The organism is Mitsuokella apri (assembly GCF_047974105.1).
GTDB lineage: Bacteria > Bacillota > Negativicutes > Selenomonadales > Selenomonadaceae > Mitsuokella.
Window position 1 is genome coordinate 426,068 of sequence record NZ_JBHYRS010000002.1, and the last position, 20,212, is coordinate 446,279.

Consider the following 20,212-nt stretch of genomic DNA (forward strand, 5'->3'; position numbering starts at 1 on the left):
CATAAAAAACCCGGAAGAAAACCTTCCGGGCTGCATTTCATCTTGGAGGCGACACCCAGAATCGAACTGGGGATAAAGGTTTTGCAGACCTCGGCCTTACCACTTGGCTATGTCGCCAAAATAAAATGGAGCGGAAAACGAGGCTCGAACTCGCGACCCCCACCTTGGCAAGGTGGTGCTCTACCACTGAGCTATTTCCGCATGAATATAAAATTGGAGGCGACACCCAGAATCGAACTGGGGATAAAGGTTTTGCAGACCTCGGCCTTACCACTTGGCTATGTCGCCGAAATAATGGAGCGGAAAACGAGGCTCGAACTCGCGACCCCCACCTTGGCAAGGTGGTGCTCTACCACTGAGCTATTTCCGCATGATGGCGACCCGAATGGGACTTGAACCCATGACCTCCGCCGTGACAGGGCGGCATTCTAACCAACTAAACTACCGGGCCGTCTTCTGTTGTTGCCGCTGTGTTTCAGCGACATGTATTATTATACGGACAATGTGCTGTATTGTCAACACCTTTTTTGAAAAAAGTTGGGACAGGTGAAAATTCCTGCCCCGACTCCCCCAAAACACTGGTTAACCATCAATCCTGCAGGTCATCGTGAACTTCCGAGAAATAGATAACGGTGACCGTATCTTCCATCAGGATGCGGCGTTTGTAGATGCGCTCGAAATCCTCGATGAGTTCTTCGCGCGAGTTGATCTCCGGATTCTGATGACCGAGGTCGGCGCTCGTCAGCGTGCCCATCGTCTTGACGCGGACTTTGTCGAGGTAAGCCGTGTAAATGCGGTGTTTCGGTTCGCCCTTCTTGCCCGAGGTAATCCAGACGATCGAGCCCTCCGGATAGAGCTTGCTGACATCGCCGAGACGAACGGTGCAGTTCTTCGTGCGCTCCATGATCATCTTCTTATGCTTGGCAGCCTGAAAATTCAATGCCATCATGATAAAGCATCTCCCATCCTTGCTTTTACTATAGGATACATTATACACAAACCAGCTTAACTGCCGCTTATAAAAAGAGGCAGGGTACCAAAAGCCGGCTTTTCAATTCTTTTTGTATAATTCTCCCTAAGGGCCATAATATCCTGCTCCTGATATAAAAATTCCTGCGTTTTTTAGTCTGTCCGTTCTTCATGGACATTCCCGTAAATTTCATGCATCGCGTCTGAAAGTGTGTTAGAATGGATACATGTTATTTTATTGATTGGAGGTTTTTGTATGAAAAACGTAAGACACATCTTCGCGCTGGTCTGCGCCCTGATGATGCTCTCCTGCAGCATGGCTTTTGCCGCAGCGCAGCAGGAGCCCAAGGCTCCCCCGATGCTTTCCGTAGACGGTCAGGGCACGGGCACGGCCACGCCTGACATGGCCACGGTCACGATTGGCGTGACGACGCAGGGCAGCGATGCCGGCAAAGCGCAGAACGACAACGCGTGGACGTCAAACCAGATTCAGAAGGCCATCGAAGGCCTTGGCATCGAGGCTAAGGACATCCAGACGCGCAATTACTCGTTCTACCCGAATTACAGCACGGAAAAGGGACAGAACAACAAGATTACGGGTTACACGGTCAACAACTCCGTCGTCGTCGTCGTCCGTGACATCAAGCTGACGGGCAAAGTCATTGACGCCGCTCTCAATAACGGTGCCAACGAAATCAACTCGCTCGACTTCTCCGCCAGCGACACGCGCGCCGTCCGCAAGACCGCGCTTTTAAACGCGGTACAGGATGCACGCGACAAGGCTGATGTCATCGCCAAGGGCCTTGGCAAACGCATCGTCGGCATCCAGAATGTCAGCGAGAGCACGGGCTACCTTGAGACGCGCCGCTTCAACATGGTGTCGATGGCCGCTATGGCCAAGGACGCAAGTACGCCGATTGCACCGGGCAGCCTCTCGATGACGGCCAACGTCCATGTCGATTTTATCCTCGGCGACTGATTCCTGTCCGAATTGATTCATTCTAATATCCTAATATAGAAGTAAGGAGTTTTTTCTTTGGCAGAGCAAGCAAGTCCGGCAGCAGCCCCTGTGCGCAAGCGCAAGCCGCGCCTGCCGGCCATCGAATACATCCGCGGCATTGCCATGATGGGCGTCATTGCCATTCATGTGGGCTCACAGTACCTCATGAATCAGACCGCCAATATCCATCTCATTGCCCTTCTCGAAGTGGCCTCACGCTTCAGCGTGCCGATTTTCTTCTTCATCTCGGCTTTCGGGCTCTTCTACAATCTCGATATTCATGAGCCCCTCAATTACAGAGCCTTCATGAAGAAGCGCTTCCGGACCGTCCTGATTCCGTATATCGTCTGGTCCGTCTTCTACCTTGTACACGATGGCCTGTTTTACCGCGTAGGCCTGCCGGACCCGCTGCACTTTTTGACCATCCTGTTCTTCGGCACGGCAAAATACCAGCTGTACTTCCTCGTGATTCTCATCTGGTTCTACCTCTTAATGCCGCTCTGGATTGCCATCGTGCGGCGCGCAGGCCTCATCAGTCTGACGCTGCTTTTTATCGCGCAGATTGCCTTTGACTACTGGTCGAGTTTTTCCGTGCCGTTCAACACCTTCGTTTACGGCCTGCCCGACCATTCGTGGCTCAAGCCGTTCCTCATGTACCGCCTGAATTACTGGGTCGTCCACTACATCTTCATTTTCGTGCTCGGCGGCTATCTCGCGGTCCATATCCACGAATTCCAGAACTTCATGCAGAAATACCGCCGTGCCGTCACGGTGTTCTTCTGGGCAGCGCTCGTCTGGCTCGTCGCGTATTACTACCAGCTGATTTACGAGACGGGTTATACGGCACTTGAGGCCATCAACACGGCTCATCAGCTCTGCCCTGCAGGACTTTTCTACACGCTGGCCTCGTCGATTTTCTTCTTCACGATTTTCACGTACCAGAAGTATCCCAAAGTCCTGAATCCCATCCTGCACCAGCTCGGGCGTCATTCGTACTTTGCGTATCTCGTCCATCCGTTCTTCATCACGTATGTTTCGGTGGCCCTGCAGAAAAGCGGTCATCTGATGACGGCTCCTGTCACCATCGTCTACTACTTCGTGATTCTCGGGCTTTCCATGTTCGCAGCAGCAGTCTGCCGCAAAATCGGCGAACATCTGCCCCTGCTCAACGAATGGACCATCGGCGTCTACCCAAGAAAAAAATAAAATAAAATAACGGACAAAAAAGAACCTGTCATCCTGACCATGCATTGGCCGGGACGGCAGGTTTTTTCTTTATAAATTACGTGCGCAGATTCTGTGCGCATGGGAAAGTCAGGCAAAGTCAGGCACGGATATGCTTAAAAAACTGACTGTCGCCGTCATCCGTGAGGCGCAGGTCGTAACCGAGCGAAACCATCTCGCGCATTTTGATGAGCATGAGGTTGATATTCGTGTGCAGGCGCTGCGAAATCGCCGCGACGTCCTCTCCTGCCCGCACATAATGATAAACTTCGTCGTTGTCGAGCAGCAGATGAGCGGCAAAGGCATTGGCCTCGTACTCCGTGCGGCTGTTCATGCGAAAGAGCTCGAATTCCTGCAGGCCGGTTTTCGCGAGGTCGCGGTGCAGCTGGTCGTGGCCGATCTCGTGCGCGAGGACCATCGGCAGCCAGTCCTCATCGAGCCGGCTGTTCAGGAAAATGAAGCGGTGATGCCATTTATTGAAGTACATGCCCAAAAGGTTCTTGTAGTCGTCGGCAAATTCCACATGGATGCCGAGGTCCTTCGCAAGAGCCAGCATATCGCGGCCATTTTCCGGCCGCACCCTGCAGGCTGAGCGGTAAAGCTGTAGAGAATCCATCGGGCTTCACTTCCTGTATTTTTTCGGTGTGTATTTCTGGTTGTCTTCCTTGGCCAGCCAGTAGGCACGCTCGAGAGAACGCATGACCGCATCGCGGTCCTCATCCGAGAGCTCGCCGCCCGCAAACATGCCCGCAAGCTGCCCGACGAGTTCTTTAGCCTGCGCCATGCCGCGCCTGCCGTACTGCGAGCCCGCTTCCCCGATGAAGGCTTCCGAATCTGTATAAAGATAGTCGACCTTCACAGCAAAAAAATCCGCGAGCACCCGATACGTTTCTTTCTTCTTTGGATAGCGCTCCCCCGACTCGTACCCGCTGTAGGTCTGGCGCGTAATGCCGCAGGCCGCTGCTACTTCTTTCTGCGTCAGCCTGCGCGCCCGGCGCAGCTGCAGCAATTTATCACAGAACTTCACGATGTTTCCCTCTTTCCTGTCCTTTTGAGTCCTGGCTTTCGCCCACTTTTCTCAACCTTGTTCCTTATTTCCTGTTTCTTAATTTTAACATTTGTCCGCTTTGGCGGCAAGGCCTGACGCTCCGGCTCAGGCAATATGGCGGTGCTGCGTCAGGCAGTCCGACTCCCGGCTCTTTTCCGAAAATACCTCCTGACGCGACCGGATAAAGTGACGCGTGACGGGCTGACTCCTGCGCACCGTCAAAATGACGAGCGTCAGCACATTCAAAAGCGGCAGGCACTGGCCGAGCAGCCACCACTTGCTTGCCCGACAGTCATTGCAGCGCCAGAGCGTGACGAGCAGCAGCAAAAGGCAGAACGGCGCCGTAAATTCCAGCGAGGCCAGGCCGCCGGCTTCCCTGCCGAAAAAGAACGGAATGCCGTCCTCCAAGATGCAGAACGTGCCCATGACGAGTCCGTCCGGAGCCTGTGCATAGGCTGCAAAGCTCCGGTACTCCCAGGCCGCATAATAAAACGGCACCATGATATAGAGCAGCAGATTCATGATGACAAAGGGCAGGCGCCCGATTTTCCTTTCTAAAATATCCATATCACAAAACCTCCGTGTCTGTTTTATATTTAACATATGTAAAACTTACAAGTTAATATTAACATATGTCAAACATTTAAGCAAGTCCGGAGCAGCAAAAAAGAGACTGTTTCAAAAACAGTCCCTCAGCAGACAAAAGTCAAAGATTCTCGAGCAGGCGGATCTCATTTTTCATGATGTAATTCGTCTTGTCCGGCATGCGGCCGTTGACGAGATACTCGAAGGCAATATTCACGGCCATGCGGCCCTGACGCGTCGGATGCTGATAGAGAATGGCCTTGACGATGCCCTGACGCATCATCTCGACCGTCAGCGGCACGCTGTCAAAGGCAATCGTCGTCGGCCGCTCTTTTTCCGGCAGCTGCATGATGGCGCGGCAGGCACCGTAGACGCCGCCCGCGAGCAGGAACATCGCCGTGATATCCTGATGGTCGTCCAGGAGCTCCTTCGTGCGTTCATACGAACAAATTTCATCGTCGCCATTCTCGATGATGCCGGCAATCGAAAAACCGGGAATACGTTTCATGCGGTGCTCAAAGCCCTGCAGCCTTTCGCAGTGGCCGAGCACCTGCCGGCTGCCCATGACGATGCCGATTTTTGCCGTTTCACCGAGCAAAGCCTCTAAAAGCGCGCAGGCCGTCTCGCCGCCATTGAAATAGTCGCTGCCGACATAGCAGTGGCGTTTCGAGCTCTTGATGTCGTTGACAATGGTTATGACAAAAATACCCGCATCGACAAAATCATCAATGGCCTTCGCGATGCGTTCGTCATCAATCGGGCTGATGATCAGCGCATTGACCTGTCCTTTCATCGTCTCCATTAGATGCAGCTGTTTGTCGACATCATAGCCCTTCATCGGGTAGTAGCGGACCGTCAGGCCGTAAATGGCATACGACTCTGCCGCCTTGTCCATGCCGTGAATGACATCGTCAAAAAAGGCATTGCCTTCTGACGGCAGCAGGACGCCGATGACCGGATGATGCTTGCGCGCCGCAAGGGCCTTGCCCGCAGGATTTGGCTCATAGCCGAGCTGCTCTGCCATTTTGCGGATCATCGCCGCCGTTTCGGCATTGACCCGGCCGCGGCCATTTAGGGCACGGTCGACCGTACCGCGCGAAACGCCGCAGAGCTCCGCTATCTTTTTCATGGTAACCATGATAGTTTCCTCACTTCCTAAAAGCGATTCTTATATATTATTGTAGCAAATTACGTCTCAAAAGGAAAATAAAAATAAAAAGAGAGCTTCGTCAGGATTTCCCGACGAAACTCTCTCTGCCCCTGCCGCATACAGTCCGCTTATCCGGCAATCATTTGCACAAAGCTTAAATCAGAGGGAAAGATTTTCTCCCTTAAGGCCGATATAAGCCCCGTCCTTCTGCAGGCCGCTCTCTTCATGCGCGATCATCCATTTATTGACGGCAAACAGCAGGCGGTCCTCGCCTTCTTTGGCAATCGGATTTTCAAGGGCCTCATTCGTGCCGCGCGGCAGGGCCACGCCGCAGCGGAATTCCTGGCCGTCAATGCCGCACGGTGCAAAATGCAGCGTCGTCGCATAAAGCTCGACGGCCGTGCCGGCCAGGACGAAGAAGCATTCAACCTTGCCCGTGTCATACGTCAGCGTCTCAGGGTCGATATCCTGCTGACGGCCGAGCATCAGCACGAGGTCCGTCGCCGCAATATCGATTTCCGAGGAACGGTGATACTCGAGGGCATTGAGCTTCTCGTTATGGCCGCTGCAGTGGCCGAGTTCCGTCGGCATCTCGCCGTACGTCTTGTCCGTGAGTTCTTTAAAAAGCGGCAGAGCCTCAAATTCCCTGACGGACGGCTCGTAGACCGTACCCTCAGCCGGCACGGAAATCTTTTTGAGCGTCTCACAGAATTCTTTCGTATCAAGCGGCAGCACGCGTCCGTACGGACGGAAAGCAGCATCATTTACAGATTTCATTTTTCTCTCTCCTCACAATATAGTGATTACACAATATCATCACACAATTTATTTTACACGCTGGCTCGGGATCTGTAAAAGACATAGGTCCTTTTATCAGCAGCCGATGTTGCGGAGTTTCTTGCCGGACATGAGGTTTTTCTCAATCTGCTCCAGCGAAACATTCTTCGTCTCCGGTACAAAGGCAACCGTCAGAACGATGAAGAAGGCGTTGAGAACGGCATAGAGCCAGAACGTATGGGCCGAGCCGAGCGTATCGACGAGCGAAAGGAACGTAGCACCGACAATCGCGCAGGTGATCCAGTTCGTCATAGTCGAGCAGGCAATGCCGAATTCGCGGCTCTTGAGCGGCTGAATCTCAGAGCAGAGGACCCAGACAATCGGGCCGGCGCTCATGCCAAAACCAGCGATGCTGACCATCGTCATGACAGCGGCGAAATAAGAAACCCACGAAGCTGCCGTACCGTCCTCGAGCATCGACATGCAGACGCCGACAGCTGCCATCGAAACGGCCATGACACCAAAACCGATTTTAAGGGCTGGTTTGCGTCCGGATTTATCAACCATGAAAATCGCGATGAACGTGGAAAGCGTGAAGACAATACCGTTGAGGACCGTGCCAATCATCTGGTCTTCCGTGCTCGAGAAACCTGCAAGGCTCAGAATTTTCGGCGAGTAATACATGATGACATTGAAGCCCGTGAACTGCTGCATGGCCTGCAGAAGCACGCCGAGGAATACGACGCGGCGGACATTCTTATTCGTCTTGAAGAGCTGCCAGCCAGCCTGTTTGACTTTAAGCGTCTCTTTAATATCGGAAAGTTCATCTTCTGCTACTTTTGCACTGGCATGCAGGGAATGAAGAACCTTAGAAGCTTCTGTGAAGCGGCCCTTCGTGGCCAGCCAGCGCGGGCTGTCCGGCAGGCGCGAAACCGTCAGGATGAGGATGATGGCAGGAATGGCAATGACCGTCAGCATCATGCGCCAGTCGCCGGAATAACTGAAAGCCGTATCCGAGAGGAAGGCTGCGAGAATGCCGACCGTGACCATGAGCTGATAGCCCGAAATGACCTTGCCGCGCGCGTCCTTGTCGGACATTTCCGCGAGGTACAGCGGCGCCGTGTACGAAGCGATGCCGACCGACAGGCCGAGGATCAGGCGGAAGCCGATGAGCATCGTGGCACTCAGGGACATGCCGGAGCCAACGCAGCCGACGATAAACAGCGAAGCGCCGATGATCAGACTTTTCTTACGGCCGATGCCGCGTGCGAGGAACGAAGCGATGATAGCGCCCGTGGCCGCGCCGACCATCATGGAGCTGACGACCCATTCCTGCTGCTGGCTCGAAAGCCCCCACTCCTGACTGATGAACGGCAGTGCGCCGGCGATGACGCCCTGGTCAAGACCGAAGAGCAGGCCGGCCATGCCAGCTGCAAAATAAACACATTTCTTGACCCAGGCAGCGCGCTTAATGTCCGCTGCACTCGGCGTGTTATCGATGATTCCCTCTGTCATGATTTACACTCCTTTAAGATACTACATACACCAAATACACCATTTCCATACATTTTCTTTATCTTATAAAGCAGCCAGATCTTCATAGCAATCTTTGAGCTGACGATAAAGCTTCTGATAGAGCTTGTGGCCCTTTTCATAATACGCGTGAGCCGAAGCGTCGGGCTGGCACCAGGTGTCCTGCTCAATGAACTCCTTGCAGGCCGTCTGCACATCGGGGAAGATGCCCGCGCCGACACCGGCGAGAATGGCCACGCCGAGGGCCGGACCTTCCTGCGCCTTGATGGTCTTGACTTCACAGCCGTACATATCGGCGAGCATCTGACGCCAGATGCGGCTCTTGCCGCCGCCGCCACAGGCCATCATCTCATTGACATTGACTTTCATCTCGCGCAGGATGTCGAAGCAGTCGAGCAGAGAGTAGCTGACGCCTTCCATGACAGCCCGCAGCATATCGGCCTTCGTGTGAATGGCCGAAAGGCCGAAGAACACGGCGCGGCAGTTTGGATTGAGGTGCGGCGTGCGTTCGCCCATGAGGTACGGCAGATAAATCAGGCGGCGGCTGCCAATCGGGACTTTCGCAACATCCTGATTGATGAGGTCGTAAGAATCCACGCCGAGGCGCACGGCCTTATCCTTATACCCTTCAGCGAGATTGTCGCGGAACCAGCGCAGCGAGAGACCGGCGGCCTGCGTGACGCCCATGACGTGCCAGCAGCCCGGCACCGCACAGCAGAACGTGTGCACGCGGCCTTTGGGGTCGATGCGCGGCTTGCTCGTATGCGCGAAGACCACGCCGCTCGTGCCGATGGTCGTGAAGGCACGGCCGTCAAAGACGATGCCCGTGCCGACTGCGGCAGCGGCATTGTCGCCGGCACCGCCGACAACGACAGTATCTACTGACAAGCCCGTCTTTTCTGAAAATTCTTTGCTGATGGTACCCGTGACTTCCGGCGATTCATAGACACGCGGCAGCAGGGCCTTGTCGATTTCGAGCTTCTCGAGGATCTCGTCCGACCAGCAGCGGTTCGGGATATCGAGAAGCTGCATGCCGCTCGCATCGGAAACCTCCGTGGCGTACTCCCCTGTCATGCGGAAGCGGATGTAATCCTTCGGCAGCAGGATGTGGCGGCAGCGGCGGTAATTCTCGGCTTCATGATTGCGGACCCAGAGAATTTTCGAAGCTGTAAAGCCCGTCAGTGCCGGATTAGCCGTAATTTCAATGAGTCGCTCGCGGCCGACGCGCTCCGTGATTTCCTCACATTCGCGGCCCGTACGCTGGTCACACCAGATGATGGAAGGACGGATGACCTCGTTGTCCTTGTCGAGCATGACGAGACCGTGCATCTGTCCCGAAAGACCGATGCCCTTGATGTCCTTGGCATCGATGCCGGAATCCTTGATGACTTTGCGGATCGTCACGAGCACCGCGCTGTACCAGTCGAGCGGTTCCTGCTCAGCCCAGCCGTTCTGCGGCTGGTACAGCGGATATTCCTGCGAAGCCGAGGTGACGACGTGACATCTTTCATCAAATAAGACGGTCTTCGTTGCCGAAGTACCGATATCAATACCGATAAGATAGCGCATGATTTTTTCCTCCTTGGTGCCCGCCTTTTTTGCGTGCACATGAACGCTTGCTATGAACACAATATAACACAAGATAGAACACGAGTCAATACGTTCTATCACTTTTTATTTTTTCTTTTTTGCTCGGGAAGGTCATTATGGTAATCGCTTTCTTTCTGTATAATTTTCTTTTCTTGGTGCCTCTAATAGAAGAAATCCGTCATGCAAGTACAGAATTAGACAAAACTCGATAAAAATCATCTAAAATGATTGACAAGTCAGCCTCTTCGTGATATTCTTAGAACCGTAAAGAGCGTGCACAGGCACGCTAGAATAAATCAAAGCCCATTGCCCCCTGTGTATGAATTGGGAGTCAAGCGAAAAGCAAAACAAAAGGAGCGTTTTTATCATGAACATGAGCAACATCCCAGATCTCAAATGCGGCATCATCTCGGTCAGCCGTGACTGCTTCATCATTTCCCTCTCAGAAAACCGCCGCAAGGCCATCGTCGATGCCTATGCGAAAAAATACGGTTCTTTATATGAAGTAAAGAAGACCGTTGAAAACGAGAAAGATATGCTCGAGTCCGTCAAGGAAGCCAAGGACGCTGGCTGCAACGCCCTCGTCGTCTTCCTCGGCAACTTCGGTCCGGAGACGCCGGAAACCCTGATTGCCCGTGAGTTCGACGGCCCTGTCATGTACGTCGCTGCCGCCGAAGAGACCGGCAAGAACCTCATCAACGGCCGCGGTGATGCTTACTGCGGCATGCTCAACTGCTCGTACAACCTCGGCCTGCGCCACCTGAAGTCCTTTATTCCGGAGTATCCGGTCGGCACGGCCGAAGAAGTCGCGGACATGATCGCCGAATTCCAGCCGGTTGCCCGCACGCTGCTCGGCCTCAAAGACCTCAAGATCATCACGTTCGGCCCGCGCCCGCAGGATTTCTTTGCCTGCAATGCCCCGATTCAGCCGCTCTACGACCTCGGCGTGGAAATCGAAGAAAACTCCGAGCTCGACCTGCTCGTTGCTTACCGCGCACATAAAGACGACCCGCGCATCAAGGATGTCGTCGCCGACATGACGAAGGAGCTCGGCACGGAAGGCGGCAATCCGTATCCTGACCTGCTGCCGCGCATGGCACAGTATGAACTCACGCTGCTCGACTGGATGGAAGAGCACAAGGGCGCGCGCAAATATGTGGCCTTTGCCAACAAATGCTGGCCGGCCTTCCCGACGGAATTCCGCTTTGAGCCGTGCTACGTCAACAGCCGCCTCGTTTCGCGCGGCATTCCGGTTGCCTGCGAAGTCGACATCTACGGTGCCCTCTCCGAATACATTGGCCTCTGCGTCTCGCAGGATGCCGTCACGCTGCTCGACATCAACAACTCCGTGCCAAAAGACCTCTTTGAAGAACACATCAAGGGCACGAAAAACTACACGCTCAAGGATACGTTCATGGGCTTCCACTGCGGCAATACCCCGCTCTGCAAACTGCGCAAGGGCGGCGTCAAGTATCAGCTGATCCAGAACCGCCTGCTCGAGAACGGCAACACGCCGGACATCACGCGCGGCACGCTCGAAGGCGATATCGCCGATGGCGACATCACGTTCTTCCGTCTGCAGAGCACGTCGGACGGTCAGCTTCGCGCCTACATCGCCGAAGGTGAAGTCCTGCCGGCAGCCACGAATTCCTTCGGCGGCATCGGCATCTTCGCCATCCCGGAGATGGGCCGCTTCTACCGCCACGTTCTCATCGAGAAACACTTCCCGCATCATGGCGCAGTAGCCTTCGGCCACTACGGCAAGGCCATCTTCTCCATCTTGAAGTACCTCGGTGTCGGCGATGTCTCCTTCAATCAGCCAAAAGGCATGCTCTACCCGAGCGAGAATCCGTTTGCCTGAGTCTCTGCACTTCCCCACTTAAATTCGCTTTCCCAAAAATCAAATACCTAAATCAAAAAGAAGAAGCTCCGGAGCCGCATGGTTCCGGAACTTCTTCTTTTTATTTCCATATTCTAAGCAATTCAAAGCAGCTTTACTAAAAATAATTCTGGATGAATTTCAGCACGAACTGTACATTTCGGTTCAGATAGCCGCCTTTCGGCCAGACGAGGACGAATTTCGCCCGGATTTCAGGATGAAAAGGCAATATAGCGAATTCATCTTTTGGGACCGCCGTTTCATAGAGGAATGCACCGCCGCAGCCGGCACGCAGGAAATTCAGGACCGTCAGGACCTGACTGGAGTACAGCAGGATGTTCGGCGTGACATTAGCCTTATAGAAAGCCTGCAGCAGCGGCTGATTCTGAACTGAATCGTCGTTTTGCAGCAGCAGCGGGATATCTTTAAGGTCTTTCGGTGTGACAAAATCCCTTTGAGCCAGCGGATGCTCCCTGGCAATGCCAAAGACAAAGCGGTCCTGCAGCAGGACCTGATGATGAAAGCGCGACAGATCCGCGTCACGGAAATTCACCAAACAGCAGTCGAGCTCGCCATTGCTGAGTTTCTGCAGACAGCGGCCCGAACTGTATTCGTGCAGCACGACAGGCACCGGATGCTTCTTTTGCAGGTCCTGCAGGAGCTTTGGGAAAAGCGAGACAGAACGGATGGGCGGAATACCCATCTGCACGCGGTAACTGTCTTCCGGCCGTCCGGCAAAATCCGCATACATCGCATCACAGCGCTGCAAAATGTCAAGGGCATGCCGGTAAAACGCCCTGCCCTCTTCCGTCAGGATGACGCGGTTGCCCGTATGCGTATACAAATCAATGCCAAATTCTTTTTCCAGTGACTTGATCGCCACGGAAACGGCCGGATGCGAGACGAACAAAGCCTCCGCGGCCTTCGTAATGCTGCCGTAACGGCAGGCCGCACAAAAATACTGCAATTGTGTGATGGTCATATGTCTTTCCTCTCTGCAGGAAAAAGAGCCCTGCGCGGGTTTTATGTAAGTTTTTCTTACAGCAGGTTGCTAAAAATGAACTGTTATTCTTACATTATACCACGTATAATCAAAAGCAGAAATAATCCTTATGATGTATAATACAAAGGAGCGAAATGATCATGGATACCATTACCGAGAAGCAGCGCGGCCGCCAGTACGCAGAAGCCGGTGCTGACTGCATATTTGTCGCGGGGCCCCTTGACCTTGCTGCCGTCAAAACAGTCGTCGAAAACATCCCTGCACCGGTCAATATCCTACTGAACGGCAAGTACCATGACTTCGACGGTCTCAAAAAGGCCGGCGTGCGCCGCCTCAGCGTCGGTTCCGGTCCGGCCCGCGTCGTTTACCGCAGCGTCATCAAGATGGCCGCTGACTTGAAGCAGGGAAAATGTGACTCGATCCTGCAGTGCGATTTCAACTATAAGCAGGCAAACGCATACTTCCAGAGGTAACCTCCTGACGGAGCAGAACGGGCAGATTGGACACACGGCAGCGAAAAAAAGAGGGAAAAGAAAGGATACGATACATTGAATAAGAAATACCTTTATTTACTTGCCGCAGGGCACTTGAGCAATGACATCAACACAGGCTCCCTGCCGGCACTGCTGCCGTTCTTTGTCAGCTATTACGGCATGGATTATACGGCGGTCGCCGGTCTGATGTTTGCTTCTTCCTTTTTGAGTTCTATCATTCAGCCGCTTTTTGGCTGGCTCGCGGACAGAGGCTCGCGGCAATGGTTCATGGCCCTTGGCGTCTTTTTTGCCGGCACCTCCCTCGCACTCACGGGTTTTGTCACGAATTATTGGCTGATTTTTGCCTCAGTCACCGTCATGGGCATCGCGGCTGCGATTTTCCACCCCGAAGCCGCCCGCTGCGTCAACGGCGTCTCACAGGGCAATCGCGGCGAGGGCATGAGTATTTTCAGCGTCGGCGGCAACGGCGGTTTTGGCTTCGGTCCCCTGCTCGCCGTCTTCCTCGTCACGACTTTTGGCATGCACGGCCTCGCGTTCTACGGCATCAATGCCGTCATCATGAGTCTGGCGCTGCTGCTTGCGGCGCCGCATCTGCGCCGCGCCATCGCCAAGAGCAAGGCGGAAGCCGCCAAAGCGGCAGCAGCTGAGGCCGTCAAAGAAGACAAACCGGCGGCCGTCGCTGCGGAAAATGACTGGCATGCCTTTTTCCGACTGTTCGTCGTCATCCTGTTCCGTGCGACCGTCTTCACGGGCATCTCGAGTTTCCTGCCGCTCTTCTGTATCCACGCACTGGGCACGAGCGAAGCCACGGGCTCTCTGACGCTTTCGATCGTCAGCATCATGGGCGTGCTCGCCACGCTTGTCGGCGGACGCTTCGCCGACCGTCACGGGTACCGCCGTACGCTTTGCCTCGGCAATCTTCTGCTCGTGCCGCTGCTCGCCGTCGTCGCTTTTTCCGGCAGCATCTACGCGGTCTATGCCATGCTCATCCCGCTGAGCTTTGCGATGCTGGCGCCGTATTCCTCCTTCGTCGTTCTCGGTCAGGAATACCTCGCCAAGAATATTGGCTTTGCTTCGGGCGTCACGCTCGGCATCTCCATGAGCGTGGGCGGCATTGTCGTCCCCGTGCTCGGCCATTTCGCCGACACGTTCGGCGTTGCTTCCGTCATGGCCCTGCTCGTTCTCATCGCCGCCCTGTGCGCCGGCGCCACGTTCCTGCTGCCGGCCAAGAAAGCAGCCAAGGCCCAGACAGAATAACAGCATCCATTTCATCATATTCATACAAAAAAGGACTTGCCGCAACGTTTTCCAAGTGCGGCAGGTCTTCTTTTTGTCTCAGAGCAGCAGGCTCTTTTCTTTTTCATACTGCGGTACGGCAATTTTCATGAGGTCCAGCAGCGTGTGAATCATTTCATCACTCTGCCATTGGCGGTCTTTTGACCGTTCAATGCGGGCCGCGTCCTCCGGATGGTGCGCGCGGAATTTCGCCGAAGTCCAGATGACCATGGGAATATCGCGCTGCCAGGCGCTGCTCTCATCGCCATGACCGACGATTTCGCGCACGTCGTTGACTTCCTCGCCATGGTCCGATAAAAAGATAACCACGGCGTCCTGCTCTTCAAAGCGCCTGATGATTTCATTGACGATGTAATCATCGTACAGCACGGCATTGTCATACTCGGCGCGAATGGTCCGCGAAGCGGCGTCATCTTTCACACCGCCCGTTTCATCCGCCGCTGTGAACCTGGCAAATTCGGCAGGATACCGCCTTTTGAAGTCCTCATGCGCGCCCATCAGATGCACGACAAAGAAATCCGACTGTGCGTCATCGCTGCGCCCGTCGCCTGAAAGAGCGTCATCGAGAAGCGGCAGCACTTCTTCATCATAGCGCTCGGACAAGTCAATCGTATGGGCAAGATGGCTCGTGAAGGCCTGTTCGTCACAGCGCGCGGCCAGCGTCCGGCCGATGCTGCCGTAAAAGCCCGAGGACTCCTGATTCGAGAGCCAGGCCGTATGCACATGGGCCGCACGCAGGATGTCAAAAACATTGCCGTAGTCGTACCACATACCCGCTGCTTCGTTGTCGTAAAAGCTGAACAGCGTCCGCATGACGGCCATCGTTCCCGCGTGCGGGCTCGTCACATCCGAAAACACCGTGAGCTCCCCTGCCTGCTGCCGCCTTATGAGATTTGGCGTTGTCGGCAGGTCATAGCCGTAAAGCTGCAGATGATGGCGGCTCGTCGACTCCCCGAGGATCAAGACGACCTTCGGAATATCGTGACGGTCGGCAAGAATTTCCACAGGCTGATTCGCGAGGGCATAATCAACATAGGCAGTCGAACGCGTTTCCTCATACGACTGCTCAAGATTCATGGCGAGACGTCCCACGGAAAGATTGGCCGGCATCTTTTCGAGGTGTTCCTCCGGATTGGCCCAGGCATGGCAGCAGGAAGCGGCAAACAGAAAAGTCAGCATGGCCGCGCAGCGCCTGCGTCCGGAGCTGCTGAAAAAGGAAAGCTGCTTCCTCTGCCCGCTTTTCCCGTTGCACAGCCTCAAAAAATGCAGCTTTTTGCCATGCCGCAGCATCCAAGAGCGCCCGAGCAGCAGCAAAAACAGGCCCAGTCCTGCCAAAAGCAGCAGCGGCAGGATATCCCGGCCCTGTGTCACGAGGTATTCGACGGCTTCTGCCGGATTTGTTGCCAGAATGACCTGCAGCAGGCCGGCATCGAGCACGCTGTGATAGTGAAGCAGGGAAAAAATATCCACGAGCAGGAGCAGTCCGCTTAAAACAGCGATAAGAAAGCGCAGCACGCGCGGCAGAAACGAACAGATGAGTGCCAGCAGGAACGAGAGGCCCGCCACCCGCAGGGCACCTTCCCCGAGCAGCATCATCATTTCGGCAGTGGGAAGCGATTTTCCTTCATATATATAGAGCTGCACGAGCTGTGTCGTATTGGTCAGACAGAGCCAGACAAACAGCCCCTCGGCAAAGCGGCGCCGTGCCTGTCCAAAGAAAAAATGCTTTACCCTCAGCCCACATTCCTTCATCTTATGTTCCCTCATGTTTCGTTATCCGTGCTGCCGTTCTGCCCTTCCTTTTCCTGCTCACGCAGGCGGCAGAGAATCGCGTCATGCTTGTCCCAAAAGCCCGTCAGCCGGCAGGCTTCCTGCTGCAGGCGCGGAAACACTGCTATTTTATCAGCAATGCCGCGCTCTGCAAACAGCTGGAAGTCTTCATACGCCATCCGCAGGAAATCCCTGCGCGCACAGACAAGACTGCCGCCCTTCTGCGTATCATAAGGCATGCCCGGCACGAGTTCATCATATGGCAGGGACGAATCCTCTTTTGCGTGCGGAAAAAACGGACTCATCGTGACAAAGAGCTCACGCTCCGTCTCAGGGGCTTCCCCACGAACATCGGCGTTTCCGTCTTTTCTATCCCAGATATCGGCATCGAGCCATTCAATCTGGATATCATAGCAGACATCGCCGCAGCGCACCTGACCGAAGTACTCGCCGCCCGGCAGTACGGCATCATAGTCATGCAGCAGGCGCCAGCGCAGTTCCAGAAAATCCTGCAGGGAAAAATGCTGCCAGTCCACTTTATAGGGTTCCTGTTTTTCCATCATGCGTATGCGCGTCATTTATTGGCATCCACGACGGCTTCGATGAGAATGGTCGTGACCTGTTTTTCCGGATTGACTGCCTTTAAAAACGTCCAGGTACGGTTCGTTTCCTCGCGCGGCAGGCGGGCGGCGAGCAGCGTGTCATTCGTCAGGCTCAGGCGGTCGAAGGCCTGATTCGCAAAGAACAGATTATTCTCGTTCGCCTTGAGCCCGAGGGCCGTCAGCGTGCAGTTAAAGACAATGCGCAGCTTTTCCTGTTCGGCCGAATCAATCGCGCCGTGATGCGCGATGACGATGTTCGAGAGCCTGCCGAGCTGATTGGCATTGAGGATCATGACCGTGCTGTCGTCGATACCGGCAAAATACGAGATGTAATTGCCCTGCACCCGTTTCGTCAAATCGCCCTGAATCGGATAGGCACTGACCTTGTTATACGCGGCCGCAAAGCCATCGGCGTCGAGATTGTCCTCAAGCTGTACCTTGGTCTCCGTCAGTTCATTGAGACCTGCTGCCTGCGTGACCGCCGCAAAAGACAGCACCATCAGGGCCGTCAGGACCAGTGTAAAGATTTTCTTCATGAAAGTACCCCCTCATAAGTCGTGATTTTTCATAGTTCCCTTCATTATATCATGTTATGAGGCTTCTTTCCTGCTTTTCTTCAAACTTCCGACGACTGGCGCTTTGCCCTGCGGCCGAGCACCATGCCGGCAAAAATGACGCCGATGGCCAGAACGCCCTGCACGATAAGAGCCGCTCCATCCCCCGCTGCCGCCGTCAGCATCGCGCCGATAATCTTGTCATGCACGATCATCGAGCCGGCCGTCCAGCCGAGAAGTCCCGCACCGGCGTAAAGCACGACAGGGAAACGGTCCATGATTCTGCCAATCAGCGTGCTGCCGCCGACAATAATCGGGATGCTGATGAGAAAGCCCAGGACCACGAGCAGAAAACTGCCGTGCGAAGCACCGGCAATGGCCAGCACATTGTCGACGCCCATCGCCGCATCCGCGATGATGATGGTCTTTACCGCTCCCATCAGGCTGTCCGAAGCCTGTACTTCTTCCTCCTGCCCCGCTGGCAAAAGGAGCTTCACGGCAATCGGCAGCAGGATGAGGCCGCCAATGGCCTGCAGATACGGAATGGTCAAAAGCCACACAGCGGCAAACGTCATGAGCAAACGGATGATGACGGCCCCCGCCGTACCAATCAGAATCGCCTTTTTGCGCAGGCTCTCCGGCAGCTTGTTGGCCGCCATCGCGATGACGACGGCATTGTCGCCGCCGAGCAGCAAATCCATAAGCACGATGGTCCCCAGAGCCATCAAAAACTGCATCGATAAAATTTCCATTTTTTCGCTTCCTCTCTCTTTATGAAATACATTCTATAGATTCTATAGAAACAAAAAGAGACTTTCGCATGGTAGCCCAAATGGGTATCATGCGAAAGTCTCACCTATTACTTCATTATAGCCGTAACGCTGTCACCAGCTGCCAAGGCAGCATGCTTGTTGACAACAGCCGCGAGGTTACTCCCCTTCGCTATTCGTTTATGGCATCAGTATAACAGACGCCCCCGAAACCTGTCAATCCTTATTTCCTGATTTAATTGACATAGAGGCTCGTGACAAAGGCCTCTTCCGTCAGATAGCGCGGGTCGAATTTCGTGCAGTGCAGCCGTTGGCGCAGGATTTCCATATGGCGATAGACGTCCTCTTTCGTGGCACCGAACATGCTGTAAAGGGCAGGAACCCGCTCAAAGCCCAAGTCATTGATCTTGCCGTAGCTTAACAGGCAGGCCGTGACGATGGCCGGCATTTCCTCAGGGTACGAAGCAGGGTCCGCTACGGACATATAGTCCTCGAACAGCTTGCACATGAGACTGCCCGAAAAAAGACTGTAGCCCATCCGGTAGGCAACTTCCCGCAGGATATTTTCTTCTTCTTCAAAGCTCTGCCGAATGGCCGGATTGGCCGGCAAAGGTTTTGGCATCTTGCGCAGCGGCACAACATTGAGCTGGGCAAATGTCGCCATGATGTGCAGGGTATGGCGCACGACCACCGCATCACGCTGGAAAAAATCATCGAGGACCGCATCCGGCTTCTGGCAGCGGAAAATTTCGAACTGGCGCAGGATGATATCCCGCATGCGGCGCCGCAGTCTGCCGCTGGCCGGCAGTGACGTCACATAATTGAGCATCATGACCCCGCGGGCATGCAGATGCCCGAAGAAAATCAAATGTTCGATATCGGGGAACATAAAATCCTGATCCGGCAGATCGATGAGCTCATCCGTAAAGAGATTGCGGCACGTGGCAAAACCGTTGCCAATGCCCACAACATAAAAAACCGTAAACTTCGCCTTCAGGAGATCGCGTATGATATCCTGTTCCATGATAGTCAGATTTTCCTGCTCGTGTTTGAAAAAATAGCGCAGCGGAACTTCATCCGTCTCAATCATATGATAATCAAAGAGAAAATAATCCCAGAAACTCAGCCAAAACGTATCCTTTTCATCAGACTGGGATTCTTTCTGCGGCAGCGTCGTGCATTCCGGTCCCGAATAAAGCAGCAGAGCGCGGTCCATATCGCGTTCGAAATCCTTCTGGTGAAAATAGCGGCCGATGCGCGTCAGGAGATTGTCGAGCAGGTCATTAAGATGGTCGACATCCTCCTCCGTGACTTCTTCCTGATGATTGAGGGATGTGTAGAATTCATCCTGCGAACGGCGCGGCGGCATGACAAAGTGCCCGTTATCGTAAAGGGACTCTCTGGCATCGCGGATATAAGAAAGGTCTTCCTCGCTGCCGTATTTCTTCTGATAAGAGCGGTAAAAATCCTCGACGATGTCAAAAAAAGCATTGACGCAGTCTTCCTGCAGGGAAAAATCCTGATTATCCTGTGCCAAACGGTAGAGAATCTCCTGATAATCGTAAATAGTCAGCGAAGCAAACGAATACAAATTCATCTGTTCCACATACGTGATGAGCATCGATACGGCCTGCCAGATCCTGCGCAGTTCTGCGTCATCCGCACCATGCCATGCCTTTTTGCGCAGATACTTTTCGATAATCTCCTGCGCCAAAATCTTTTCTGCATCCACATGATTCTCATAAAAATGTTCCACAAGTGCGTAGACGTTGTTCATACCTATTTCCTCTGTCTGTTTCCTATTCTCTGTTCTTCTCGATATAATAACGAATCCATTATACCATATTCTAGGGTATTCTTGCACGAAAAAAGCTCCGCCGCAGCGGAGCCTTTGCTTAACCGGCAACTTCCTATCCTCCCAGTCCGTCTCCAGACAAGTACTTTCGGCCTCTGAATGCTTAACTACTG

The 20,212-nt window shown here is 54.1% G+C and carries 19 protein-coding genes and 5 tRNA genes; 5 read left to right on the top strand and 19 right to left on the bottom strand.

What is annotated here, in order from left to right:
• Positions 1-43: 43 nt before the first annotated feature.
• From ACE419_RS04925 to ACE419_RS04950, 6 genes are all read right to left on the bottom strand, one after another.
• Positions 44-117, bottom strand: a tRNA-Cys gene (locus ACE419_RS04925).
• A 9-nt stretch (positions 118-126) separates the two neighbouring features.
• Positions 127-201, bottom strand: a tRNA-Gly gene (locus ACE419_RS04930).
• A gap of 13 nt (positions 202-214) precedes the next feature.
• A tRNA-Cys gene (locus ACE419_RS04935) sits at positions 215-288 on the bottom strand.
• A 7-nt stretch (positions 289-295) separates the two neighbouring features.
• Positions 296-370, bottom strand: a tRNA-Gly gene (locus ACE419_RS04940).
• A 4-nt stretch (positions 371-374) separates the two neighbouring features.
• A tRNA-Asp gene (locus ACE419_RS04945) sits at positions 375-451 on the bottom strand.
• Between the two features lie 138 nt (positions 452-589).
• A complete protein-coding gene (locus ACE419_RS04950) occupies positions 590-949 on the bottom strand; it encodes an ASCH domain-containing protein (protein WP_432648291.1) in 360 nt (119 codons plus the stop codon).
• A 276-nt stretch (positions 950-1,225) separates the two neighbouring features.
• On the opposite strand from ACE419_RS04950, the gene ACE419_RS04955 reads away from it, so the two are divergent.
• Both ACE419_RS04955 and ACE419_RS04960 read left to right on the top strand, forming a co-directional pair.
• Entirely contained in the window at positions 1,226-1,948 is a 723-nt protein-coding gene (locus ACE419_RS04955) for an SIMPL domain-containing protein (protein ID WP_435721231.1), read from the top strand.
• Between the two features lie 57 nt (positions 1,949-2,005).
• On the top strand, positions 2,006-3,175 hold the full coding sequence (locus ACE419_RS04960) for an acyltransferase (protein WP_435721232.1): 1,170 nt from the start codon (positions 2,006-2,008) through the stop codon (positions 3,173-3,175).
• A gap of 118 nt (positions 3,176-3,293) precedes the next feature.
• Here the strand turns inward: ACE419_RS04960 and ACE419_RS04965 are convergent, their stop codons facing one another.
• The 7 genes from ACE419_RS04965 to xylB form a co-directional block, all read right to left on the bottom strand.
• Positions 3,294-3,809, bottom strand: a complete 516-nt coding sequence (locus ACE419_RS04965) for an ImmA/IrrE family metallo-endopeptidase (RefSeq protein WP_435721233.1) — start codon at positions 3,807-3,809, stop codon at positions 3,294-3,296.
• A 6-nt stretch (positions 3,810-3,815) separates the two neighbouring features.
• Complete coding sequence (locus ACE419_RS04970) at positions 3,816-4,220, bottom strand: helix-turn-helix domain-containing protein (protein ID WP_432647115.1); 405 nt, start codon at positions 4,218-4,220, stop codon at positions 3,816-3,818.
• Positions 4,221-4,346: 126 nt separating this feature from the next.
• Complete coding sequence (locus ACE419_RS04975; RefSeq protein WP_435721234.1) at positions 4,347-4,808, bottom strand: hypothetical protein; 462 nt, start codon at positions 4,806-4,808, stop codon at positions 4,347-4,349.
• A 139-nt stretch (positions 4,809-4,947) separates the two neighbouring features.
• A complete protein-coding gene (locus ACE419_RS04980) occupies positions 4,948-5,964 on the bottom strand; it encodes a LacI family DNA-binding transcriptional regulator (RefSeq protein WP_435721235.1) in 1,017 nt (338 codons plus the stop codon).
• Positions 5,965-6,135: 171 nt separating this feature from the next.
• On the bottom strand, positions 6,136-6,753 hold the full coding sequence (locus ACE419_RS04985; RefSeq protein WP_435721236.1) for a DUF4867 family protein: 618 nt from the start codon (positions 6,751-6,753) through the stop codon (positions 6,136-6,138).
• A gap of 96 nt (positions 6,754-6,849) precedes the next feature.
• Positions 6,850-8,268 carry a sugar porter family MFS transporter gene (locus tag ACE419_RS04990; protein WP_435721237.1) on the bottom strand — a complete coding sequence of 473 codons (1,419 nt, stop codon included), beginning with the start codon at positions 8,266-8,268 and terminating at the stop codon, positions 6,850-6,852.
• A gap of 63 nt (positions 8,269-8,331) precedes the next feature.
• Positions 8,332-9,855, bottom strand: a complete 1,524-nt coding sequence (gene xylB / locus ACE419_RS04995; RefSeq protein ID WP_432647110.1) for a xylulokinase — start codon at positions 9,853-9,855, stop codon at positions 8,332-8,334.
• 388 nt (positions 9,856-10,243) lie between these two features.
• Between xylB and ACE419_RS05000 the strand changes: the two genes are divergently transcribed.
• Positions 10,244-11,737 carry an L-fucose/L-arabinose isomerase family protein gene (locus ACE419_RS05000; RefSeq protein ID WP_432647109.1) on the top strand — a complete coding sequence of 498 codons (1,494 nt, stop codon included), beginning with the start codon at positions 10,244-10,246 and terminating at the stop codon, positions 11,735-11,737.
• Positions 11,738-11,873: 136 nt separating this feature from the next.
• Here the strand turns inward: ACE419_RS05000 and ACE419_RS05005 are convergent, their stop codons facing one another.
• A complete protein-coding gene (locus ACE419_RS05005; RefSeq protein WP_435721238.1) occupies positions 11,874-12,737 on the bottom strand; it encodes a LysR family transcriptional regulator in 864 nt (287 codons plus the stop codon).
• A 161-nt stretch (positions 12,738-12,898) separates the two neighbouring features.
• Between ACE419_RS05005 and ACE419_RS05010 the strand changes: the two genes are divergently transcribed.
• Together ACE419_RS05010 and ACE419_RS05015 are read left to right on the top strand one after the other, a co-directional pair.
• Entirely contained in the window at positions 12,899-13,231 is a 333-nt protein-coding gene (locus ACE419_RS05010; protein WP_432647107.1) for an isocitrate lyase/phosphoenolpyruvate mutase family protein, read from the top strand.
• Positions 13,232-13,306: 75 nt separating this feature from the next.
• Positions 13,307-14,509 (top strand): MFS transporter, encoded by a 1,203-nt coding sequence (locus ACE419_RS05015; RefSeq protein ID WP_435721239.1) that lies wholly within the window; start codon positions 13,307-13,309, stop codon positions 14,507-14,509.
• 78 nt (positions 14,510-14,587) lie between these two features.
• Here ACE419_RS05015 and ACE419_RS05020 read toward each other — a convergent pair whose 3' ends face one another.
• The 5 genes from ACE419_RS05020 to ACE419_RS05040 all read right to left on the bottom strand — a co-directional run bounded on the left by ACE419_RS05020 (position 14,588) and on the right by ACE419_RS05040 (position 20,021).
• Positions 14,588-16,300: a phosphoethanolamine transferase family protein gene (locus ACE419_RS05020; RefSeq protein ID WP_435721240.1), complete on the bottom strand. Its 1,713-nt coding sequence runs from the start codon at positions 16,298-16,300 to the stop codon at positions 14,588-14,590.
• An 11-nt stretch (positions 16,301-16,311) separates the two neighbouring features.
• Complete coding sequence (locus tag ACE419_RS05025) at positions 16,312-16,896, bottom strand: hypothetical protein (protein WP_432647104.1); 585 nt, start codon at positions 16,894-16,896, stop codon at positions 16,312-16,314.
• Positions 16,893-17,456, bottom strand: coding sequence for a hypothetical protein (locus ACE419_RS05030; RefSeq protein ID WP_435721241.1), 564 nt, complete (start codon positions 17,454-17,456; stop codon positions 16,893-16,895). The genes ACE419_RS05025 and ACE419_RS05030 overlap by 4 nt, the downstream gene beginning before the upstream one ends.
• 80 nt (positions 17,457-17,536) lie before the next feature.
• A complete protein-coding gene (locus ACE419_RS05035) occupies positions 17,537-18,226 on the bottom strand; it encodes a TerC family protein (RefSeq protein ID WP_432647102.1) in 690 nt (229 codons plus the stop codon).
• 253 nt (positions 18,227-18,479) lie between these two features.
• Positions 18,480-20,021 carry a hypothetical protein gene (locus ACE419_RS05040; protein ID WP_435721242.1) on the bottom strand — a complete coding sequence of 514 codons (1,542 nt, stop codon included), beginning with the start codon at positions 20,019-20,021 and terminating at the stop codon, positions 18,480-18,482.
• Between the last annotated feature and the right edge of the window lie 191 nt (positions 20,022-20,212).